Origin of the sequence: Acinetobacter sp. WC-141 (assembly GCF_000313935.1) — a bacterium.
GTDB lineage: Bacteria > Pseudomonadota > Gammaproteobacteria > Pseudomonadales > Moraxellaceae > Acinetobacter.
This window is the reverse complement of the sequence record NZ_AMSS01000053.1, coordinates 1-18,608: the sequence shown is the minus strand read 5'-3', so window position 1 is coordinate 18,608 and position 18,608 is coordinate 1. Positions and strand designations below refer to the sequence as shown.

14 protein-coding genes and 1 pseudogene are annotated in these 18,608 nt (G+C 35.8%); 6 read left to right on the top strand and 9 right to left on the bottom strand.

The features are described from left to right. Positions 1–17: 17 nt before the first annotated feature. Positions 18–1,583, bottom strand: a complete 1,566-nt coding sequence (locus tag ACINWC141_RS11215) for a phospholipase D family protein (protein ID WP_009391226.1) — start codon at positions 1,581–1,583, stop codon at positions 18–20. 225 nt (positions 1,584–1,808) lie between these two features. Between ACINWC141_RS11215 and ACINWC141_RS11210 the strand changes: the two genes are divergently transcribed. The 3 genes and pseudogenes from ACINWC141_RS11210 to ACINWC141_RS11200 all read left to right on the top strand — a co-directional run bounded on the left by ACINWC141_RS11210 (position 1,809) and on the right by ACINWC141_RS11200 (position 4,032). Next, a complete protein-coding gene (locus ACINWC141_RS11210) occupies positions 1,809–2,243 on the top strand; it encodes a GFA family protein (RefSeq protein ID WP_081400118.1) in 435 nt (144 codons plus the stop codon). Positions 2,244–2,434: 191 nt separating this feature from the next. Further along, positions 2,435–2,890, top strand: a complete 456-nt coding sequence (locus ACINWC141_RS11205) for a hypothetical protein (RefSeq protein WP_009391272.1) — start codon at positions 2,435–2,437, stop codon at positions 2,888–2,890. Positions 2,891–3,721: 831 nt separating this feature from the next. Continuing rightward, positions 3,722–4,032, top strand: a pseudogene (locus ACINWC141_RS11200) (hypothetical protein). An 82-nt stretch (positions 4,033–4,114) separates the two neighbouring features. Here ACINWC141_RS11200 and ACINWC141_RS11195 read toward each other — a convergent pair. Further along, positions 4,115–5,272 (bottom strand): catalase family protein, encoded by a 1,158-nt coding sequence (locus ACINWC141_RS11195; RefSeq protein ID WP_009391285.1) that lies wholly within the window; start codon positions 5,270–5,272, stop codon positions 4,115–4,117. A 183-nt stretch (positions 5,273–5,455) separates the two neighbouring features. Here ACINWC141_RS11195 and ACINWC141_RS11190 point away from each other — a divergent pair, with 183 nt between their 5' ends. After that, the gene (locus ACINWC141_RS11190; protein ID WP_034678408.1) at positions 5,456–7,327 is read left to right on the top strand and encodes a non-contractile tail sheath protein; all 1,872 of its coding nucleotides are present in this window, start codon (positions 5,456–5,458) and stop codon (positions 7,325–7,327) included. Between the two features lie 229 nt (positions 7,328–7,556). Next, positions 7,557–8,666: an S-(hydroxymethyl)glutathione dehydrogenase/class III alcohol dehydrogenase gene (locus ACINWC141_RS11185; RefSeq protein ID WP_009391278.1), complete on the top strand. Its 1,110-nt coding sequence runs from the start codon at positions 7,557–7,559 to the stop codon at positions 8,664–8,666. 56 nt (positions 8,667–8,722) lie between these two features. Here the strand turns inward: ACINWC141_RS11185 and ACINWC141_RS11180 are convergent, their stop codons facing one another. From ACINWC141_RS11180 to ACINWC141_RS11155, 6 genes are all read right to left on the bottom strand, one after another. After that, complete coding sequence (locus ACINWC141_RS11180; RefSeq protein WP_009391295.1) at positions 8,723–9,676, bottom strand: DUF4882 family protein; 954 nt, start codon at positions 9,674–9,676, stop codon at positions 8,723–8,725. A 113-nt stretch (positions 9,677–9,789) separates the two neighbouring features. Continuing rightward, positions 9,790–10,818, bottom strand: a complete 1,029-nt coding sequence (locus ACINWC141_RS11175) for a fimbrial protein (protein WP_034678405.1) — start codon at positions 10,816–10,818, stop codon at positions 9,790–9,792. Continuing rightward, the gene (locus ACINWC141_RS11170; RefSeq protein WP_009391268.1) at positions 10,815–13,376 is read right to left on the bottom strand and encodes a fimbria/pilus outer membrane usher protein; all 2,562 of its coding nucleotides are present in this window, start codon (positions 13,374–13,376) and stop codon (positions 10,815–10,817) included. The genes ACINWC141_RS11175 and ACINWC141_RS11170 overlap by 4 nt, the downstream gene beginning before the upstream one ends. A gap of 55 nt (positions 13,377–13,431) precedes the next feature. Next, positions 13,432–14,166, bottom strand: coding sequence for a fimbrial biogenesis chaperone (locus tag ACINWC141_RS11165; protein WP_009391205.1), 735 nt, complete (start codon positions 14,164–14,166; stop codon positions 13,432–13,434). A gap of 91 nt (positions 14,167–14,257) precedes the next feature. Next, positions 14,258–14,791, bottom strand: coding sequence for a fimbrial protein (locus tag ACINWC141_RS11160; RefSeq protein ID WP_000731819.1), 534 nt, complete (start codon positions 14,789–14,791; stop codon positions 14,258–14,260). Positions 14,792–15,283: 492 nt separating this feature from the next. Further along, positions 15,284–15,574, bottom strand: coding sequence for a hypothetical protein (locus ACINWC141_RS11155; RefSeq protein WP_034678399.1), 291 nt, complete (start codon positions 15,572–15,574; stop codon positions 15,284–15,286). A 1,576-nt stretch (positions 15,575–17,150) separates the two neighbouring features. Here ACINWC141_RS11155 and ACINWC141_RS11150 point away from each other — a divergent pair. Beyond that, on the top strand, positions 17,151–17,387 hold the full coding sequence (locus ACINWC141_RS11150) for a VF530 family protein (protein WP_034678398.1): 237 nt from the start codon (positions 17,151–17,153) through the stop codon (positions 17,385–17,387). Between the two features lie 212 nt (positions 17,388–17,599). Here ACINWC141_RS11150 and ACINWC141_RS11145 read toward each other — a convergent pair. Further along, a protein-coding gene (locus ACINWC141_RS11145; protein WP_155757872.1) for an IS3 family transposase occupies positions 17,600–18,608 on the bottom strand; the annotation gives its coding sequence in 2 pieces (ribosomal slippage) (positions 17,600–18,423 and positions 18,423–18,608; 1,010 coding nt annotated over the 2 pieces). This gene is flagged as partial in the annotation.

Sequence of the window (18,608 nt, the reverse complement as noted above, 5' to 3'; positions counted from 1 at the left end):
GCTGAGCTAGAGCGCTCCTACATCATCCATTCAACGGGTAAATATGAAACCGCTCTAATCATTGTGCGTTGGAACAGGCTCGTATCCGGGTCTTTTTCATATTCAACAATTTTCCCATCCGACTGATAATCTAACCAAATAATTTTTCCTTCACTATTTAACTTAAGTTGATAAGCAACTTGTGGTAGGTGCTGATCGAGCATAACCGAAACTTGAGCCTGTAATTGACTCGATTCAATCACAAGGCCAACCTCAGTATTTAAAAAAGTCGAACGTGGGTCAAAATTAAATGAACCAATAAATACTTTACCGTCTACATCAAAAAATTTGGCATGTAAACTTGATTTATTTTTACCTTTTGCGGGAATAACGCTTCCGGTCACTACCTCATACCATGTTCTACGTCTACGTTCCAAAAATGGATTAAACTCAAATAGTTCTACACCGCTTTTTAGCATTTCAACTCGATATTGACTATAGAAAGCATGCACAATTGCCACGTCATTTGCAGCAAAAGAATTGGTTAAAACCCTGACTTTAACTCCTTGTACCTTTAGCTGGTTTAAATAGTAAGCTCCTTGCTGTGTAGGAACGAAATAAGCTGAAGCTAATTCGATATGTTGCTTTGGTTCCCCCATAATGGCCATGACTTGCCCATACAGCATCTCTTCTTTAGAGGCTTGCCCTAAGATTTTTTTAGGCGAATCTGCAACAAAATACGCTTTTGACCATTGAATTGGATAGTGTTCTAAAAGTTCTTTTAAATAACTTTGCGCATTGTAAAGTTTATCTTCGGTTTGAGTATGATGTTCATTTTCATGAAGCAGGTCATGATAATGCTCTCGTAAAGATTGCAGGTGGTGGACAGCACAAGTTCCGATCAGCTCAGTTGCGTTTTGGCTTAGCTCACTTTGCCAAAAATCATTAAAAACCGCTTGAGCGTGCTGTACCGTATGCCCATAAAATAAAATATCTAAATCTGTAAACTGAAACTTACTGCTTGCGTCAAAATACTCACTACTGATATTTCGGCCGCCTGTTACTGCAATCACGCCATCAGCAATAATTAATTTATTATGCATACGATGGTTTACTTTTTTGAACCGAAAAATATAGTCTAAAATTCTTAAGTATCTAAATTTATATGGGTTAAATAAACGAATTTCGAAATTAGGGTGGTGGAGAAGGCTTCTTAGCACACCATCAAGCTTTATTCCATTTTGATCGTCAATGAGCAACCGAACTTTTACACCACGATCTGCCGCCGTTAACAACTCGTGCAGCATTAAATTTCCAACAAAATCATTTGTCCAAATATAATATTGTAAATCGATTTTTTCTTTTGCATTTCTAATCAAGTACATACGAGAAGCGATACTAATAAAGGCATCATCTAATGCCACAAAAGCGGTTAATCCTTGTTTAGTTTTTTCTGTAGCTTGCTCATCATTCAACCAATTAAATCTTTTCGTCACTATTTCATTCTCATCAGGGTCGTATGTACCGTTATACGAAGGTGTATGTGTAAAGCCCCAAGCATTTAATGCCATACTACTGTACTGCTGATAGAGTTGATTAATCATGTAAGCTTTTAAGTCGCATCCAAGATAAACACATCACAGCATTTTTATATTCAATTTATATGTCAAAATTCATATTAAACAGTATAAGTGCATTCTGCCAACCCTCAACTCTAGCAATTCCTTATTTTTATAGACCTTCTAAAAGAAAAGATATCTATTTAAAATTTGAAAGTTAAATTTAACACTCTTAAGCCAAATGCTATATTCGATATTATTTTTCACAGGATGCTCGAGATGAGTCATGTGGGTTCTTGTCTATGCAATGAAGTCAAATTTTCTATAAATAATGAAATAAACACGGTCTATCATTGCCACTGTAGTCTATGCCGTAAACAAACTGGAACAGGAGCAAATGCAGCCACTTTAGTGAGTAAGGATAAATTTGAATGGCTATCAGGTTTTGAGTTGATTCGGACTTATAAAAAAGAAACAGGCTTCACATCATCATTTTGTAGTAAATGCGGATCGTCAGTACCCAACTTAGTGGGAACTACTCATTTTATGTGGATTCCATTGGGTTTATTAGATGAAGATATTACTGTGCTAAAAAAGCTCAATTTTTGTATGATTTCAAAGACAAACTGGGCAAATACAATAGATGCAGATCAATCTTATTCCCAGCTTCCAACTTTAGATGAGCTAAAATTATTTTTTGATTAAAATAAATTTTCAAAAAAATGTGACTCTGTTTGCATTAATTTTATTTTTTTCGGATGGTTATGCTTGCAGGTTTCACAAAAACACATTACTTACAATTGGCAGCACAACAATTACATTAGAAAACATGATATCTATCATACTTCCTTAAAAGGCTGAGTGAGTAGCTTGACAATAAAAGGGAGAAAATAGAAATGCCACAATATTTAATCATCGCTGAGAACGTGTACAAAAAGATTGAGGACAAAAAATTATTTTCTGAAAGCTCAGCAGAGAATTTAAATCATTTAGTGAGTACTATTCGTAATGAAATTAAAGGTACCAAATTTAAACTTAAATATAATTTTATAGATTTTGAGGAGTGCTTAACTAAGCCGCTAGAGGAATGTGCGATTAAGTTGGACATGAGCCTCATGCCTAAATATAAAAATAAAGATGAGTATATACTCTGGCTCGCAGGCTTTATTGAAAGAATTACGACAGGAGGAGAGGCTAAACTTCCACCCATCTCAAAATTTATTCCGCCAGACTTTAAATTTAACTATGACGAAACTCCTAAAGTGCCACCCGCCACAGGTGATGATGGTGAGATGATTATTAATTATTTCAAATCAGATGCTTTTACTAAAATTATAAAAGAAGAAAAATAAGTTTATAAAAAATATAGAAGTGATCGTCCACTACACTTCTATATGTCGCTGTAAATTCAGCAACCGCCTTCTGGGGCGGTTTTTTAATTCAACCCGCCTTATTTTTATAAAATATATTGTTATAACCTGTCACAAAAGTTTGCATAACGCACAGAATCAGCCTGAATGGCCTAAAAACAGATACATCTTTCAATGTTAATTTTAAATTTACCTAACTAACTTTTGGAGATACCGATGTTCAAAGCTATATTTTTCTTTAGTGCTGGTGCTGTTTTTGGGTATTGCTGTAAACACAAGGATGAGAAAGCTAAAGAGGAAAATTCATCAAAATAAGCGAAGTACATTCCTAAAGAACTTGCTGATGAGTTGGTTTTTTATAAGGAGGTGTCTATGCTCAGCAATCTTAGACAAATTTTCTGTATTCACATCTGGGAATATGATTTTGATATTGCCCATGACGAAATTAAAGAATGTAGAAAATGTGGAAAGATTCATAAAATGAAAAGTTTCCAAAAGCTTACTTAAGATTTTGCCTACTTTCCATCTTAAGTAATATTAACAAATAAATAGGCTTAATAATTTAAGTATATTGAGCCTATTTAATAAAATTTAAATCTGAGTGCGGCAGTTGGTATTAAAAAACCTACTGTTTTAATCAGAAAAATAATCAAACTAAATCACATTTTAAAGAAATAAATAGTGAGATTCGGCAGAATTTACCAATAAAAATTAAAAAAATAGAAACAATTTAATTAAAATTAAATACTTATTTTTATAACTTTAAACTTATACTTAAATTCTATTAATAATTAATTTAATAAGGAGATAGAAATGCCAAAATACTTATTATTAGCAGAAAAAATTAATAAAAATATTAAAAGTAAGTCTTCAAACAATCACTTTAAAAACTTAAATAATCTCATTATAGAAATTAAAAAAGCCATTACGGGTACAGAATTAAAATTTTTATATAACTTTGTAAATTTTGAAGGTACAGTTGTGAGTGTAAAAAATGAGTTACCCATTAAATTAGATATGAGCTTGATTCCAAAACATAAAAGTGAAGATGACTTTATATTTTATGGTTAGCAGACTTTATTGATCGAATCACCATAGATACAAGTAAAGAATCTATTAAGTAAAAGGTGCCTTCAAGGCAAGAGCATTTGAATACTGCCATCTTTAAAATATTTTTTAACTTTCATACCAAGATGGATAAAGTATTTAAGGTTCTTGCCTAGGCGCTGAATTCATATCATGTCGAACTCTACTTATGTTTTCATAAATAATTTTACGCATTCTATTTACTGCACCCAAGGGTTTATGCTCAGGAAGGGCATGCCACGGCGTAAAAGACAGATTTTCACAGAATTTATTTTGCTCAGGCGTATCAAAGTCCTGCTTTGGTATATGAATAGTAGCTACTTGATAAAAAGGAGCTGCATTCTCATCCCATTCTGTCATTGAATCTTCTACTAACATTTTATTTGAGGTTCTTGGCTGAATAAGAAACTCCATACATGCATCTGTTTGTTGCAAAGTAGTCTTTAAAGCCTCTCTTAAAAAATCATGACTAGGGTTTTTAGGTAGATTATTTGGTGTCACTGAACAAGCACGAACTGAATATTTAACTGCTTGTCGATCATTACCAAGTCCTAATTGATAAGGAACCATAGACCAATAACGCGCATAGAGTGGATTTGCAATTTGTGAGTTACGTGCTCCGAGTGCATTCATTGTTCCTTTAAAACTTAAGGCAAACGGAATATGAAGTTTTCGAATCATATTGTGGCTATTCACATCATCCATAAATGAAAGATATCGTTTAGCATTGTTGGCAAAAAAGACCGGATGATTAATCATAATAAAGTCTTGGGTAGTTGCTTGCTTTTCACTTTCTAAAATTTTCTGCCCAGATACACCTAAAAGTTTTATCGCTATGCCACGTGCATCTTTGTCAATGTCGGCACTAGAGGCATCCTTAGAAGCATTGGAAAAGCGAATCCATGCTCGATAACTTTGATCTGGAATAAAAACTCCTTTAGCTAGCTGAGCTGGTATATTTTTTGAGACATGAAACTCGGCTCGAACACAGCCATGTGCTTTAGGATGTGCATCACGTAAAGCATTTCCCGCCGTATATTGTTCACGAATTGACTTTTCAATGACTTGAGCTATGTTCTGGGCTAAGCCTTCTTCATTAGGCTGTAACTTTTCTCCTAAAAAAGTATCAACTTTTGGATAAGCGATATTTTCTGAAGATAGCTTTCTTGGTGTCATTCTTTGGGAATGTAAAGCTTCACTACAACCTGTTAGTGCAATCACAAGAGGAGTAAATACAAACAACGCCCTAAAGTATATAGGCTGCATAAAACTTGACATTTATTATCTCCATAGTGCAAAAATATTTCAGGATAATATTAGGTTTTCTTCTTTAATATTATTTTGATCTTTATAAAAAATATTAACTGTAAATAATTTAAACGTCCTTGTTACTTATCCGAACAATAAAGAAAGAAGAATTATTTAATATGAAACCTCTTAATACATTAAGAGAATGACGACATGATAACTAATCGACAAAATGTGCAAAATAATTCTAATTCATCACCCCATCCAATCACTCAAAATACACTTATTGATCGATTTAGTCCTATTTATTGGAGAATAGACGGTCCACAAACCATGTCTTTTGCCATTACAAATTATGGGAATGGATTTGAGGCATCTTTTAGATCACGTATGGCAAATGACTTAGTAGGAATTAGTTGGGATTCTTCCGATACTAAAGACCATAAGTTTTTAGCGTATGAAACCAAATATAGCTATGCAGGGGTAGTTTGGGATTTCGATATTGAATTATCTGCCTCTATGCCAGTGCTAAACAATCCGAGTTTAACCCCGACTTTAACGGTGTACTATAAAGATAATGGTGTAGATAAAGTTGCTTATGTTGTCTTATTTAATTACGCAAATAATCCTTCATCTCGCACGGCGCATATCCATATTAATTGGGATACAGTAAAAGCTGGTTTTTCTGCTACAGACAGTTTTCCGGTCACGAACATTCAGCGCATCTCTTTTTCAGGTTTCACCAGCCATTATAATGGCCAATCAGCCACACCTTTAAGCCAACCAGAAGACGGTTACATTCGTCTGACCAATTCCGCTGTAACCGGCACCAATGCAAAGTTAAATTTGAGCCGCGTTGTTGTACCTCCGCATAATTATGGTATCTGTACAAGCTATGACAACCATTACGATTTAAATCCACAGCGCCTCGTCAATAATATGGCTGCTTTGGGATATCAAGGTTTGGTTAATCACTATTGTGGAATGTCGCATTATCCTGAAATGACATGGAAAAGTGATATTAATAAATGGCAAATACCAGATACGTTGGTAACAGGTGAGGCAGTCGTTAACTCATGTACCCGTAAATGGCATGAGAAATATGCTCAGGCATTACATAGCGCAAGTATGCAACCCATCTTTGGGGTAAGCTTTGAAATGTATTCCTTGGGGGCCAATGAATATTGGGCACAGCGTGACTGGAATAATAACTTAGGTCGTACAGGTTACGAGCCTCCCAGTTATTTCTTTAGTTTAAGTGACAAAAATGCATTGGCATATCTACATAAAGTCTTTATTGAATTTGCAGATACAATGGTTGCAGGGGGATGTGATGTAAACATGCAGATCGGTGAACCTTGGTGGTGGTATAACACTGGCACAAATCTACCTTGTGTATATGACTATCCAACTAAACTGGCATTTAATGCTGATACAGGTTTATATGCGCCCGATTTAGGCACAATTTATGAGGCAATGAATAAAACAGGCACGCCTTATGATGAGTTTAAAACGTGGCTTAGAAATAAATTAGGACAAACCTGTCAAGACATTCGTACCGTTATCAAAGCAAAATATTCTAGTGCCAAAGTGAGCCCACTCATTTTCTTTCCTTCCATTCAATCTCCAATTCAGACATTAGCAACTTATATTAACTATCCAAGTCAACATTACGCATATCCTAACTTTGATTATATGATGACAGAAGCCTATGACTGGCTATTAGAAGCTCGCTTAGACTTGGCACATCAGGCAGTTTCCCAAATCCCTATACAAAGTCTAGGTTATCCCGCAAATAAAGTCATTTACTTATCTGGATTTGTTCCCGATGCCTCTATTGCTTATATTTATGGGTTCGACAAAAACAAACCTTATCGCACACCTATCTGGCAAAGAATTTTTGGTGACATGAAAAACAATATTTCTTTAGGTTTAATGAAGCAATTTATCTGGGCATATCCACAAGTTATGTATGATTCAATTACCATCGATACCACTCAAGCCCCAAATGGCTTCTTTGTTGAAAATACGTTGTATTCGCCAATTAGCGATAACACACCATATCCACCAGATATTTACCTCTAAGTAAACATAACCCTTTTATAAAATAAGTGATTTGATAAGAAACCTCTTCAAGTAAGAGGTTTTCTTCTTTTTTAAATGTAGGCTTGCTTAGACGTACTTGACTGGCTATGCTGTGATGGATTGTCATGAAAGCCAATTTTAATTTAAGCAAAATTAAGCTCTTGTATTACTGTTACATAATTTATTTTGCTCGACTATAAATACCGAATGATTTAAAGGAAACCCAAAGATGAAATCTCGTGCAGCTGTCGCCTTTGCCCCAGGAAAACCTTTAGAAATTGTTGAAGTTGATGTTGCACCACCTCAAGCGGGTGAAGTTTTAATAAAAATTACCCATACAGGGGTATGTCATACCGATGCTTTTACATTATCTGGCGATGACCCAGAAGGTGTTTTCCCAGCGATTTTAGGTCATGAAGGCGCAGGTGTTGTGGTTGAAGTGGGTGAGGGCGTAACAAGCGTTCACCCAGGGGATCACGTGATTCCACTTTATACAGCTGAATGTAAAGAATGCTTATTCTGTAAATCTGGAAAAACCAACTTGTGTGTTGCAGTACGTGCAACCCAAGGAAAAGGTGTCATGCCAGATGGAACCACACGTTTTTCTTACAATGGTGAACCGATTTACCACTACATGGGTTGTTCAACCTTTAGTGAATATACAGTAGTTGCGGAAGTCTCTTTAGCTAAAATCAATCCTGAAGCGAATCACGAACAAGTTTGTTTACTTGGATGTGGCGTGACGACTGGTATTGGCGCCGTGCATAACACAGCAAAAGTACAAGAAGGTGATTCTGTTGCCGTATTTGGTCTAGGCGGTATTGGTTTAGCTGTTGTACAAGGTGCACGTCAAGCGAAAGCAGGGCAAATTATTGTGGTAGACACCAACCCAGATAAATTTGAACTCGCTAAGCAGTTTGGTGCTACAGATTTCTTAAACCCTAAAGATTACGATAAGCCAATTCAACAAGTCATTGTAGAAATGACAGGTTGGGGTGTAGATCATTCGTTTGAATGTATTGGTAACGTCAATGTTATGCGTTCGGCTCTAGAGTGTGCACATCGTGGTTGGGGACAATCCGTTATTATTGGTGTTGCGGGTGCAGGTCAAGAGATTTCAACTCGTCCATTCCAGCTAGTTACTGGCCGTAAATGGTTGGGTACTGCGTTTGGTGGAGTAAAAGGTCGCTCACAACTTCCTAAAATGGTCGAAGATGCTATGAAAGGTGAGATTCAACTTGAACCTTTTGTGACTCATACTATGCCTCTACAAGACATTAATACCGCTTTTGATTTAATGCATGAAGGTAAATCAATTCGTACTGTCATTCATTTCTAAATGAAATAAAGAAGGGCTGTGATTCAGCCCTTTTTTACGACTTATAGTTTTATATCTTAAATAGCATTACCACACATGTCAGTTGTGCCTTGAGGGTAACTAAACTGTAGCGCATTACGGTCAGTAATGAGTTCGTTAGACAACTCTTGTCCAAATAAATTCGTAGAAAGAATATTTATATTTCCATTCATTGAGAAAGCTATTTTCTGTAATGCACCAGGTAATTTAAATTGATATCCTTCATCAACGCCATTAGAAATAAATCCGACTTGCTTAGTATCCTGATTAATGTAAACACCTAAGCGTTGATATTCATTTGTATTATCTGTCATTTGCTTGTTTTTAAAGTACCTATCGATAAGTTCATAATCTCCCACTTCCGATGATAAGCTATGATATAAACGAGGTGGATTCTCACCAAATTCAAAATCATGAGCACCAATATCAAAATGATAATTTGATCTAATTGTATAGCCATTATAAGTTACACCATTAAAACTAATGTCGGCTGAGTAAGAGGAACTGCTCGAAGAAAGGGTGGGTACTTTAAGCTCCATCTCAAAAGCAACAATACCTTTACTAGGTAATAAGAAATCACCTTCATAACTCGTTGAATTCACTTTTGCCTTACTTTTTGCATTGTAATCAAGATAACCGTAATTATTTTCAGTGACAGGCTCTACTTTAAAACCAAATTTTTGACCATTTATCAATGGAAATATTTGCATAGGTGGTCGATCTGGGTCCTGAGTGTTCAATAGATCATAATCTTCTTGAGTCGCATCAAAATTGTATTTGCAGACTGGGGCTGAAGAATTAAGGGAAGTAGTTTGAGCCAAAAGCATTTGAGGTGCTAATTTTTCATTCTTTGCTGTTGATGAAAAGTTTTTAGATGTGACTTTTTGGCTAGATTCGTTACGTCGTACTGTATTCGTATTGTCAGAAGTTACCTCATACATTGCCCAACATAATGTCACTGCACTAACAGCAACTATACCTATTTTTTTCATAAATATTCCTATTAAGTTAAGTATTAAGTTTTTAGAAAGTAGTGATAAAGTAAAATTTATTATTAATATTTATGATTTTGAATTTTATTCCACTTAATAACGATTCAATATGATTAATCATATTGAATCGTTACAGTAGCCATTGCACGAACTTTCCCAGCAGTCACATTTGTTGCTGTTTGATAGTAGCGGGCAGTCATCGGTACGTTATACTGAATTGTCTGGTTAGAAGACAATGTACCTAGTGCTAATTTGTCACCTTTTTTGATGACCTGATTCTTATTTTGATAGTTCCAAAGTAACTGTACACCTACGCCGTTTGCTTTTTCAGATGTCGGAGCAGTATTTGCCAATACCTGATTATTTGTTCCGTCTTGGGTAAAGTCGTAAGTTAAGCTAATCAGGTTCTTCTCTTCATAACCTGTTGGATTAATACCACCATTACAGAGAATGTTCATATCGAAGGTTTGTTCGCCTTGAGTTGAGCCAATGCCTTTAAAACCAGCCTTGGTAACTGTTGGCAATTGTACAACTTTATTAATATTACCTTGAATTTCACATGAAGAAGAGGCGATGGTAATTGCATCACCGTTAACTGTACTGGTTAAAAAAGGGCGGTTCATATAACCACTTACATAGTATCGACTATATAAACCAGGCACTAATGCACCCGAACCAGTCTGTGCAGCAGTTTTCACAATTTCGACAACAAAATATCCCGAAGCAAGAGTATAATAAGTGCTTGGTGTTAAACTACGAGTATATGGATAATACCCTGAAAAGTTAGTTGCATTTTCCGCTTCACGGTAAAGACGAATACCAATCCCAGGAATGTTGGTAGAATAGATATTATTCCCTAGTGGGCTTAATGCATAACCTTGAGTAAGTGCGGCAGTAATAGTATCACTATAAGACGTACATTTAGCTCTTGAACCATTGTCGGTAATTGGAAAAGTTGCTTTTCTTAAAACCATTCCAACAGGATCACTTGGTCTTACCACAACGCGACCTACGGCCATGGAAATGTCAACCGTGCTAAATGAGCCTCCATTCTTATTGTCTAAAGTACAGTAAGCATTAGCTTCGCTATACACGCCAAGGCCAGCCGTAAATATAGCACCCGTTAATAATATTCTTTTCATTTGCAGACAGCCTCAGTCATTACCATGCTTTGTTGCTTACTTTGCAACTGATTACTGATGTTGTACTCAACCGAACAACGCTCATTACCTTCATCGCCCCATTTTACATAGAGACGATCTTGAGCAAGTGGGGTACGTAAGTAAATCATACTACCTTGCGCAACAATACCTACAGCTTCATCTTTTTGGTTAAAGACTTGAGCTGCAAACGGTAAACTGTTGCCATCAGCAGTTTTACTATTAATGTAGACTGCATAACCTGTCTTAGTCGCAAAATCTACTTTCGCAATTGCACCAGCAAAAGGTGCGATACGTTGACTAGTTTCTTCAAGCTCTACTTGGCTCGACATTTCTTGTGGGTCAAGCGTAATATCGTTTAGGCGATAAGGTGTAACATACGGGATAACCGCATAACCAGCCTTATTTACACTTAAACCAACGGTATTATTAACTTTTGCCCCAGCTGCATCAGGTGCATGTACAAGTACCATCGTTTGGCCTTGCTCAGGTCCAAATAAAATACCATCTGAATGTGCAACCACACTACCACTTAAGCTAACCATTGCTTGTTGGTAAGAGTCAGCAATACTATAAGAACCACCAACAGTTGCATAGTTAGTACGGTAACGTCCATTTGCGTTAAATGATGGATTTGCATAGTCCTGATGCGACACAGAGGCACCATAACTAAAGCGATCACCCACCATTCCGCTTGCGCCAACAGTACGGCTATCTTCAGAAGCAGTAACGTTGACGTTAACTGAGTTCTTCTTAAAGTTAATTGGGAATGAAAGCGTCATTAAATATTCAGTATCATGAGACGTATCATTTGAACCGTACTCAACTTTACGGTTAATTGCAGACAAACCATAAGTTAAACCATGGTAGTTATTGCTATAACCAATTTGGTACTGTTTAGTACTTTCACTACGGTTCCAATAGTCAACCCATGAACCCACTACATAGAAGTTACCCCAACCTTCAGGAAGACCTTGGTTTAAAGTAATTTGGAATTCACTACGCTGATGACCCGCAGCAGCATAGGTATTTACGCCTTTTTCTTCTAAATCGCGAATAAGCAGAGCATCACGTAATTTATAGAAGTTTTCTGTCGAATAACGATAAGCTGCTAGTGTTAAGTTTGTGTTGGTCGGAGAGATCAACTTACTATAACTTAAACGGAAACTTTGCCCAGATTGTGATGACTGCTTTTCAAAGTCAGCTTCTGAGTGGGTAACATCTAACGCGACGGCACCAATTGGTGTAGCAAAAGCAGCACCTAATAAGACAGCAGCATAGTTTTCCGTTGCTTGGATACCTGTGTAACCTGTTAGGTAGTTGTTAATCCCTTGTTGATATTTCCCTTGAACAACCCAAGGATTAATATCAATATCTTGATCTCGGAACTGACCTACGGTTAAAGAGTAACGGTTTACGCCCGGACGGAGCATCTGTACAACTGAAGCATATGGAACAGAGAATTTTTGTACTTGGCCATTTGCTTCAATAATAGAAACTTCAATTTCTCCACCAAAACCAGTAGGGTAAAGGTCATTAATCTCAAAGTTACCTGGTGCAACAGTTGTTTGATAAATAAGTTGGCCTTGTTGACGAACTTCAACCTTTGCATTGGTTTTTGCATTACCACGAATACGAGGGGCGTAGCCCAACATACTATTTGGTAGCATGCGATCATCGCTTGAGAAATCAATACCGCGATAACCAATAGAGTCAAATACTTCACCGTTGGTAAAACTATCACCTAGCGTTAAAACACCACGGTATTTAGGGAAAGCTCTTTGTAAGTATGTACTTGTTTCTTGATAATTCGATTTTGATTGATTTTCAGCAGGGGTATCTTGCCATTGCCATTGGCCATTATGACGTAATTGCCAGCCAGCAATATTTAAACCAGCTGTAACGCCCATAAATGCGTTTGTAGTTTCGCTTCGGTCACCAGACTGATTAAATGTTTTATAGGCACTACCACTATAAGATAGAAAACCAGCATTAATGCCTCGATCCCATACGCTTGGGTCGACATAGCCTTGCGCATTTTTTTGCAATGCAACTTGTGGAATAGAAATATCTACACGTAAACGAGAGGTATCAAATTCATAAAATGCATTTTCAACCCACTCTTCAATTTTATAACAACTATTATTTTCTTTTTGAAGGGTCGTGTGCTTAGACAAAACGTCTTGTTTAACGCCGTACTCGAGGAGGTTCATTCCTGTAAAGCAAGTTACTGCATTTTTATTTGGGTCTAAGGCTTTAAAGACCATGCGGCGTTTACCGAACCATTGACCGTTTACATATAGATCAACGTTGTATTCGCCCGGTAAAACCGGGTTACCATATTTAAAACGAGAAATGTCAACTTTTTGAGCATCTCCAATTAAAAAAGCAGAATCAAATTCAGCCTCTACTGGAGCACTCGTAGTTGTTTCTTCAGCATGCACGAATACAGGCATTGTCATTGTGACAACACCAGAAGCCAAGTAGTAACAAATATGGCGTTTTAATAATTTATAAGATTCTTGCCTTTTTTTTGGCATAGCTAAGTCCGCCTACACATATAGGTGCTTAAATTTATTAAAAAGATAAATCTGATTACTGAAGTTTTATTGGGTGTTCGACTCGACCACCGTAGTCATTGACATTAATAAAACTCATATCTTGAAGATTGCCATTCTTAAGTTGAACTGACGCTTCAGAAAAAGGCTTAATCATTAGCCCTTGAGGTAATAAATCAACTTTTTTATCACCAGCCTTTTGGTAAACAGAAGTCAGCGTGATATGAAAAGGGGTAGGATTTTTTACCGTTAAACTTTGACCAGATTTAATCCATTGAAGCTTATCTGATGCTAAATTCGCGTCTTCTTTAATCGATGATGGACGATAGAAGAATTTAATCCGTGAACGAATTGCAAGTTGCAGGAAATTATCAGGTGTCGTATCTTCACTTTTTGAAGTGGGTCTAGGCGGAATATCCAAAATATTCAACCACAAAACCGTTTCTTGCTTCTGATTTAGTTGAGAAGCATTTGGCAAAGCAGTAATACGAAGGGTCTGACTTTTCGTTGCTTCAACACGAGAAATTGGTGGAGCAATCATAAAAGGAACTTTTGATTGGTCCGGTGTACTTTTTGGGTCACCTTCATCAATCCAAGCTTGGACAAGTGCTGGCTTTGAACCGTTATTGCTAACTTGTAGCGTAACTTCTCTAGCATCCGACGGATAAATTACACGAGTGCCATGAATTACAATTTCTGCTTGAGTAGCAGGTGCGACAACTGCTGAAGCAAATGCCAAACCTAACAAAAAATTATAACTGTTCAATTTCATTTTTCGAGTTCTCAACCAAGAAAGATTCGGGAAAGCGGTACACAAAAAAACAGGGTTTCCATGCGGACATAGAAACCCCGCTATCAATTAATTATTGATAGATAATTGTGTATTGAACAGAAGTAGTTACTTTACCAGCAGTAGAAGCGCCAGTTGCATAGTATTCAGCATAGTAGTTAAGGTCAGCACTTGCGCCTTCAGCTACGTCAACCCACTGAGAGTTAGCTTGAGCACCGTTTGCACCCGCAGCAAGAACTGGGATGAAATTGTTGTTGCTACCTAAAAGTTGAACGTTAACGTTTTTAGCACCAGTAGCGTCTTGGTTAAGTAAACGACCAGTATTAAAGTCAACAGTTGCACCTGGTTCGAAGTAAGTAGCTACTTTACCTTGTGAACAGTTAGCTAAGTTGATTTGGAAAGGAGTACGACCAGCAACATCCCCAGCAACAGCTAAAGTTTGTTTAGAAACAGTTGGAAGAGTAACTGTGAAGTCTTTACCAGCAGGGGTAACGATGTCACAAGTTTTGTCTGTAACTAAACCATTAATTGTAATTGTACCATCAGCAGCTTGAGCATTCGCAATCCCTACAACCGAAAGAGCAGCGATCAAAGCAAGTTTTTTCATAGTGTTTTCTCAAAAGTCTGGATAAAAGTTTTAATTCCTTACTTTTCCAGTGTTTGACATCTTGAAAAGTAATGCGGCGATATTAACACTTCTTAAACAAAATGCAAACTAGATCACATTATTTTTTAATAATTTTAATTGAACCACATTCTTTATTTAGAATGCAGAGTGGGTAATTACAGCTTATATAGCTGTTTATGAAAGTTTTTTTGTTTTATGAAAAAGAAAAGCTATGAAAAGAAGCAAGTTACATAAGAACACTATACAAATAGAAAAGAATTAAACCATTTATGTGAAAAATGATCTTAAATTCTTAGAATACAATTATATAGAATAAATTATGCATATGTATACAGAAGAAATAAACAAATAGTCATTTTTTATAGAAAAAGAGCGATTCATCTATTTCATCAAAATATGCGATGAGTTCGACAAATCACTCTTTAATTTTGAGCTTACTGCAGGAATAGCCTCAATGATATGCGTAATAAGTTAATGATAGTTGATAAGTACGACTTTGTGATTTGAACCTATGCTTTCAATGCTAGTGTCCATTTTCTCAGTATGTTGAGCCAACTTAAAAAGACTATCTCTATTTAAATATTCACTATCAAGTTTAATATTTAAATTGTTTACCTCAACACATTCTATTTCGCTATGTTGTGTTGAACATGTATCTTCAACAATATTTCCTCTTATCATTATTGTGTTATTTGCATAACAAAATAGTGGGGAAGTGGAAACAACCATCAGAATAAGAAGTTTAAAAATATTATTTTTCATTTTATATGCCTATTTATAAAATAGTTTATATATTTGATACAATATTTTTAATTTAAAAACAATAATTAAGTTTAATTCAATAAAAAATTATTAATTTTCGCGTGATATAAATCACATTAATTGTTTTAAATAATGTAATGGTTAAAATTTCTAAACCATATTAATAAATATAATAATCATAATGACGTAAAATTAATCACACCAAATTAAGTTGTTGATATTTAATTAAATATAAAAACAATAGCTCAATATTGCAACAGAATAAAATTAAAGGACCAAATGATATATAGTTTAATATTTAAATAATATGTAAATTATATATTGAGATTTTAGGTTTTGTATTACAAGGCTATTACAGAGATATAAGATACTTATTTAGTTTAAAATGTGATTAATTATACTTTTTATTTTAATTTGTAAGTTAAATTCACCTTATTGGTTAAATATGTGAATGTTATATCTTATAAATTGAAATTCATCACATACTTTTAGTATTTAAATATACGGGGACACTAAAAGAAAGCTAGTTTTAGCTTCTAAGATTTCTTTAAATTTTTATGCAGTCAAACATGCACGATATTTTCAACATCAAACTATATCAAGTTGAAATATGAGCTAGAGAAAAAGCATAGTAATATTCAAATCAGATGAAGATCACCATTTACTTAAATTTTATTTGGATGATGAAGTCTTTATTCTTGATAAAAATTATCTTAGGAAAATAAACATCCTTTAAAGCTGTCATCGACATACAGCATTGCTTAAGCGCTAGCACGAGAAAAATAAGTATTAGAGTTTAAGTAAAGCGTAGTACTAAGGGCTTATTACCGAATTATATAGCTGTTCGTATAATGTATATTATGTTAAATAGAAGATTTGGAAACCTACCATATATAAGGCCCTGGCTACTCTGTATTGTTACTACGCTATATCTATCTATGCTTCATTACACTGAATTGTTAAAAGCTTTCCCAACTGTATTTGTTGCTCAAGCAACTTACTAAGCTGTGGTACTCTTAACGGCTTAAATTGATTTAACCCTATTTCTAATCTTCGCCGGAACAATTCTCTAGGTAATTTCCGATAAGTTGTAATTGCATTTTTATATTTACCCTAGTGAACTGCACATCACCTTTACGAGCTGTATTTTGTGACTACTACTGGCTGCCATATAGATTTCTTTTCTAAATCGCCTTTTAAACATCAAAATTATTAACCTGCCTAAGCTCTTATTTAAAACTCATATAACCACTTATCCCATTGAAATTTAATTAAAAAAATAAAAAATACTGCTATGCATGCTTTTGAAAAACTTATATAATTTATGTGTACAGCTATTCTTTAGATTTCCATCCCCACAATACATACAACATTTCAAATACTCACACTAAGGCATTAAAAAATATTCCAGAAATCTTTCTCTTTATCTGGCTTGTTTAAGTCTAAAAACTAAAATCAGCCAGTTTCGATAATCAATTACAACCTAATAAGCTTCGGGATGTGTTTCCGCAATCACTCTCACTTTCCAACTAGCTCAGGTTATAATAATGGACTCCCAAAATATTGTTGATCTATTATGAACGCCTCCAATGACCCTTTACACGGCAAAAAACTTGCTGACATTTTGGATGAATTATTGGATTACTACGGTGGATTTGAAGGCTTAAGTCGTAAAATTGAAATTAGATGTTTTTGCATAGATCCAAGTGTTAAATCCTCATTACGATTCTTACGTACCACACCATGGGCACGTGAAAAAGTAGAAAACTTATATTTGTATGTCTTACGCCAAAAAAACAAACAGAAATCCTAGCCTCAGCATTTTAATGAGTGGTGGACCACCACCGCTCTCCTAGAAAAAATTAGTCTATTCTTAAGACCTTTTTAGTAAGAAAATATGTATTCAATAATTCTCTAGACAGCGTACTAACAACTAAGCCCTATAAGTTAAATATTTAAACTATTTACTTAAGAAACATATACATCGGTAATCCTCCCATAAATAACCGAAGTTAAAAGTAGAGGTTAAGCAGCCATTAGAGGTGGCTTTCCTTTGTTAGCTTGATGTGGTCTTTCATGGTTGTAATGCCACAACCAGTTTGTTGCATAATCTTGTACTTCATCCAAAGTATCAAATAAATGCTTGCTCAGCCAACTATAACGTATGGTCCGATTATAGCGTTCAATATACGCATTCTGCTGTGGCTTACCCGGTTGAATATATTCAATACGAATACCGTGCTCAGTAGCCCAGCGCACAAATTCGTGACTGATAAATTCGGGACCATTATCGCATCGGATCACTAACGGTTTTTCTCTCCACTCCAGCAATTGATTCAACGTACGAATAACCCTGATTGTGGGCAATGAGAACCCTGCTTCAATGGCTAGGCCTTCGCGGCGGTAATCATCAATCACATTCAATAATCGAAACTTGCGACCATCGGAAAGCTGATCATGCATAAAATCTAATGACCAAACCTGATTTTCTCGGATTGGTTCTTTCAATGGTTCAGGCGCATGCCGTTTTAGTCTTCTTCTCGGTTTAATACGCAGATTCAGTGCCAACTCACAGTAAATGCGGTAAACCCGCTTGTGATTCCAGCAGCAACTCTCAACATGCCGTAAATACGAGAAGCACAAACCAAAGCCCCAATCGGAATTTTCCTCAGTGAGTTCAATGAGCTGTTCAGCAATGAGTGCATTGTCATCGCTGAGTTTGGCTTGATAGCGGTAGCAGGTTTCACTAATGCCAAATGCTTTACAAGCCAAACGAATACTAATGGCATGCTGGGCAACTGCCTGTTGTGCCATCTTACGCCGGCAAGATGGCTTTACCACTTTTTTGCCATCGCTTCCTGGATGATTTCGGCCTTTAATCGCTCTTCCGCATACATCTTTTTAAGTCTGGTATTTTCGGCTTCTAGCTCTTTCAGTCGAGCCATTAATGATGTATCCATACCACCATATTTGGCACGCCATTTATAAAAGGTAGCATTACTCATGCCGTGTTCACGGCAAAGGGTCGCTACAG

Excerpts from the sequence above, each read along its gene's own strand:
- ACINWC141_RS11215 (WP_009391226.1), bottom strand. The coding sequence starts at position 1,583 with ATGATTAATCAACTCTATCAGCAGTACAGTAGTATGGCATTAAATGCT.
- ACINWC141_RS11210 (WP_081400118.1), top strand. The coding sequence starts at position 1,809 with ATGCTCGAGATGAGTCATGTGGGTTCTTGTCTATGCAATGAAGTCAAA.
- ACINWC141_RS11205 (WP_009391272.1), top strand. The coding sequence starts at position 2,435 with ATGCCACAATATTTAATCATCGCTGAGAACGTGTACAAAAAGATTGAG.
- ACINWC141_RS11195 (WP_009391285.1), bottom strand. The coding sequence starts at position 5,272 with ATGTCAAGTTTTATGCAGCCTATATACTTTAGGGCGTTGTTTGTATTT.
- ACINWC141_RS11190 (WP_034678408.1), top strand. The coding sequence starts at position 5,456 with ATGATAACTAATCGACAAAATGTGCAAAATAATTCTAATTCATCACCC.
- ACINWC141_RS11185 (WP_009391278.1), top strand. The coding sequence starts at position 7,557 with ATGAAATCTCGTGCAGCTGTCGCCTTTGCCCCAGGAAAACCTTTAGAA.
- ACINWC141_RS11180 (WP_009391295.1), bottom strand. The coding sequence starts at position 9,676 with ATGAAAAAAATAGGTATAGTTGCTGTTAGTGCAGTGACATTATGTTGG.
- ACINWC141_RS11175 (WP_034678405.1), bottom strand. The coding sequence starts at position 10,818 with ATGAAAAGAATATTATTAACGGGTGCTATATTTACGGCTGGCCTTGGC.
- ACINWC141_RS11170 (WP_009391268.1), bottom strand. The coding sequence starts at position 13,376 with ATGCCAAAAAAAAGGCAAGAATCTTATAAATTATTAAAACGCCATATT.
- ACINWC141_RS11165 (WP_009391205.1), bottom strand. The coding sequence starts at position 14,166 with ATGAAATTGAACAGTTATAATTTTTTGTTAGGTTTGGCATTTGCTTCA.
- ACINWC141_RS11160 (WP_000731819.1), bottom strand. The coding sequence starts at position 14,791 with ATGAAAAAACTTGCTTTGATCGCTGCTCTTTCGGTTGTAGGGATTGCG.
- ACINWC141_RS11155 (WP_034678399.1), bottom strand. The coding sequence starts at position 15,574 with ATGAAAAATAATATTTTTAAACTTCTTATTCTGATGGTTGTTTCCACT.
- ACINWC141_RS11150 (WP_034678398.1), top strand. The coding sequence starts at position 17,151 with ATGAACGCCTCCAATGACCCTTTACACGGCAAAAAACTTGCTGACATT.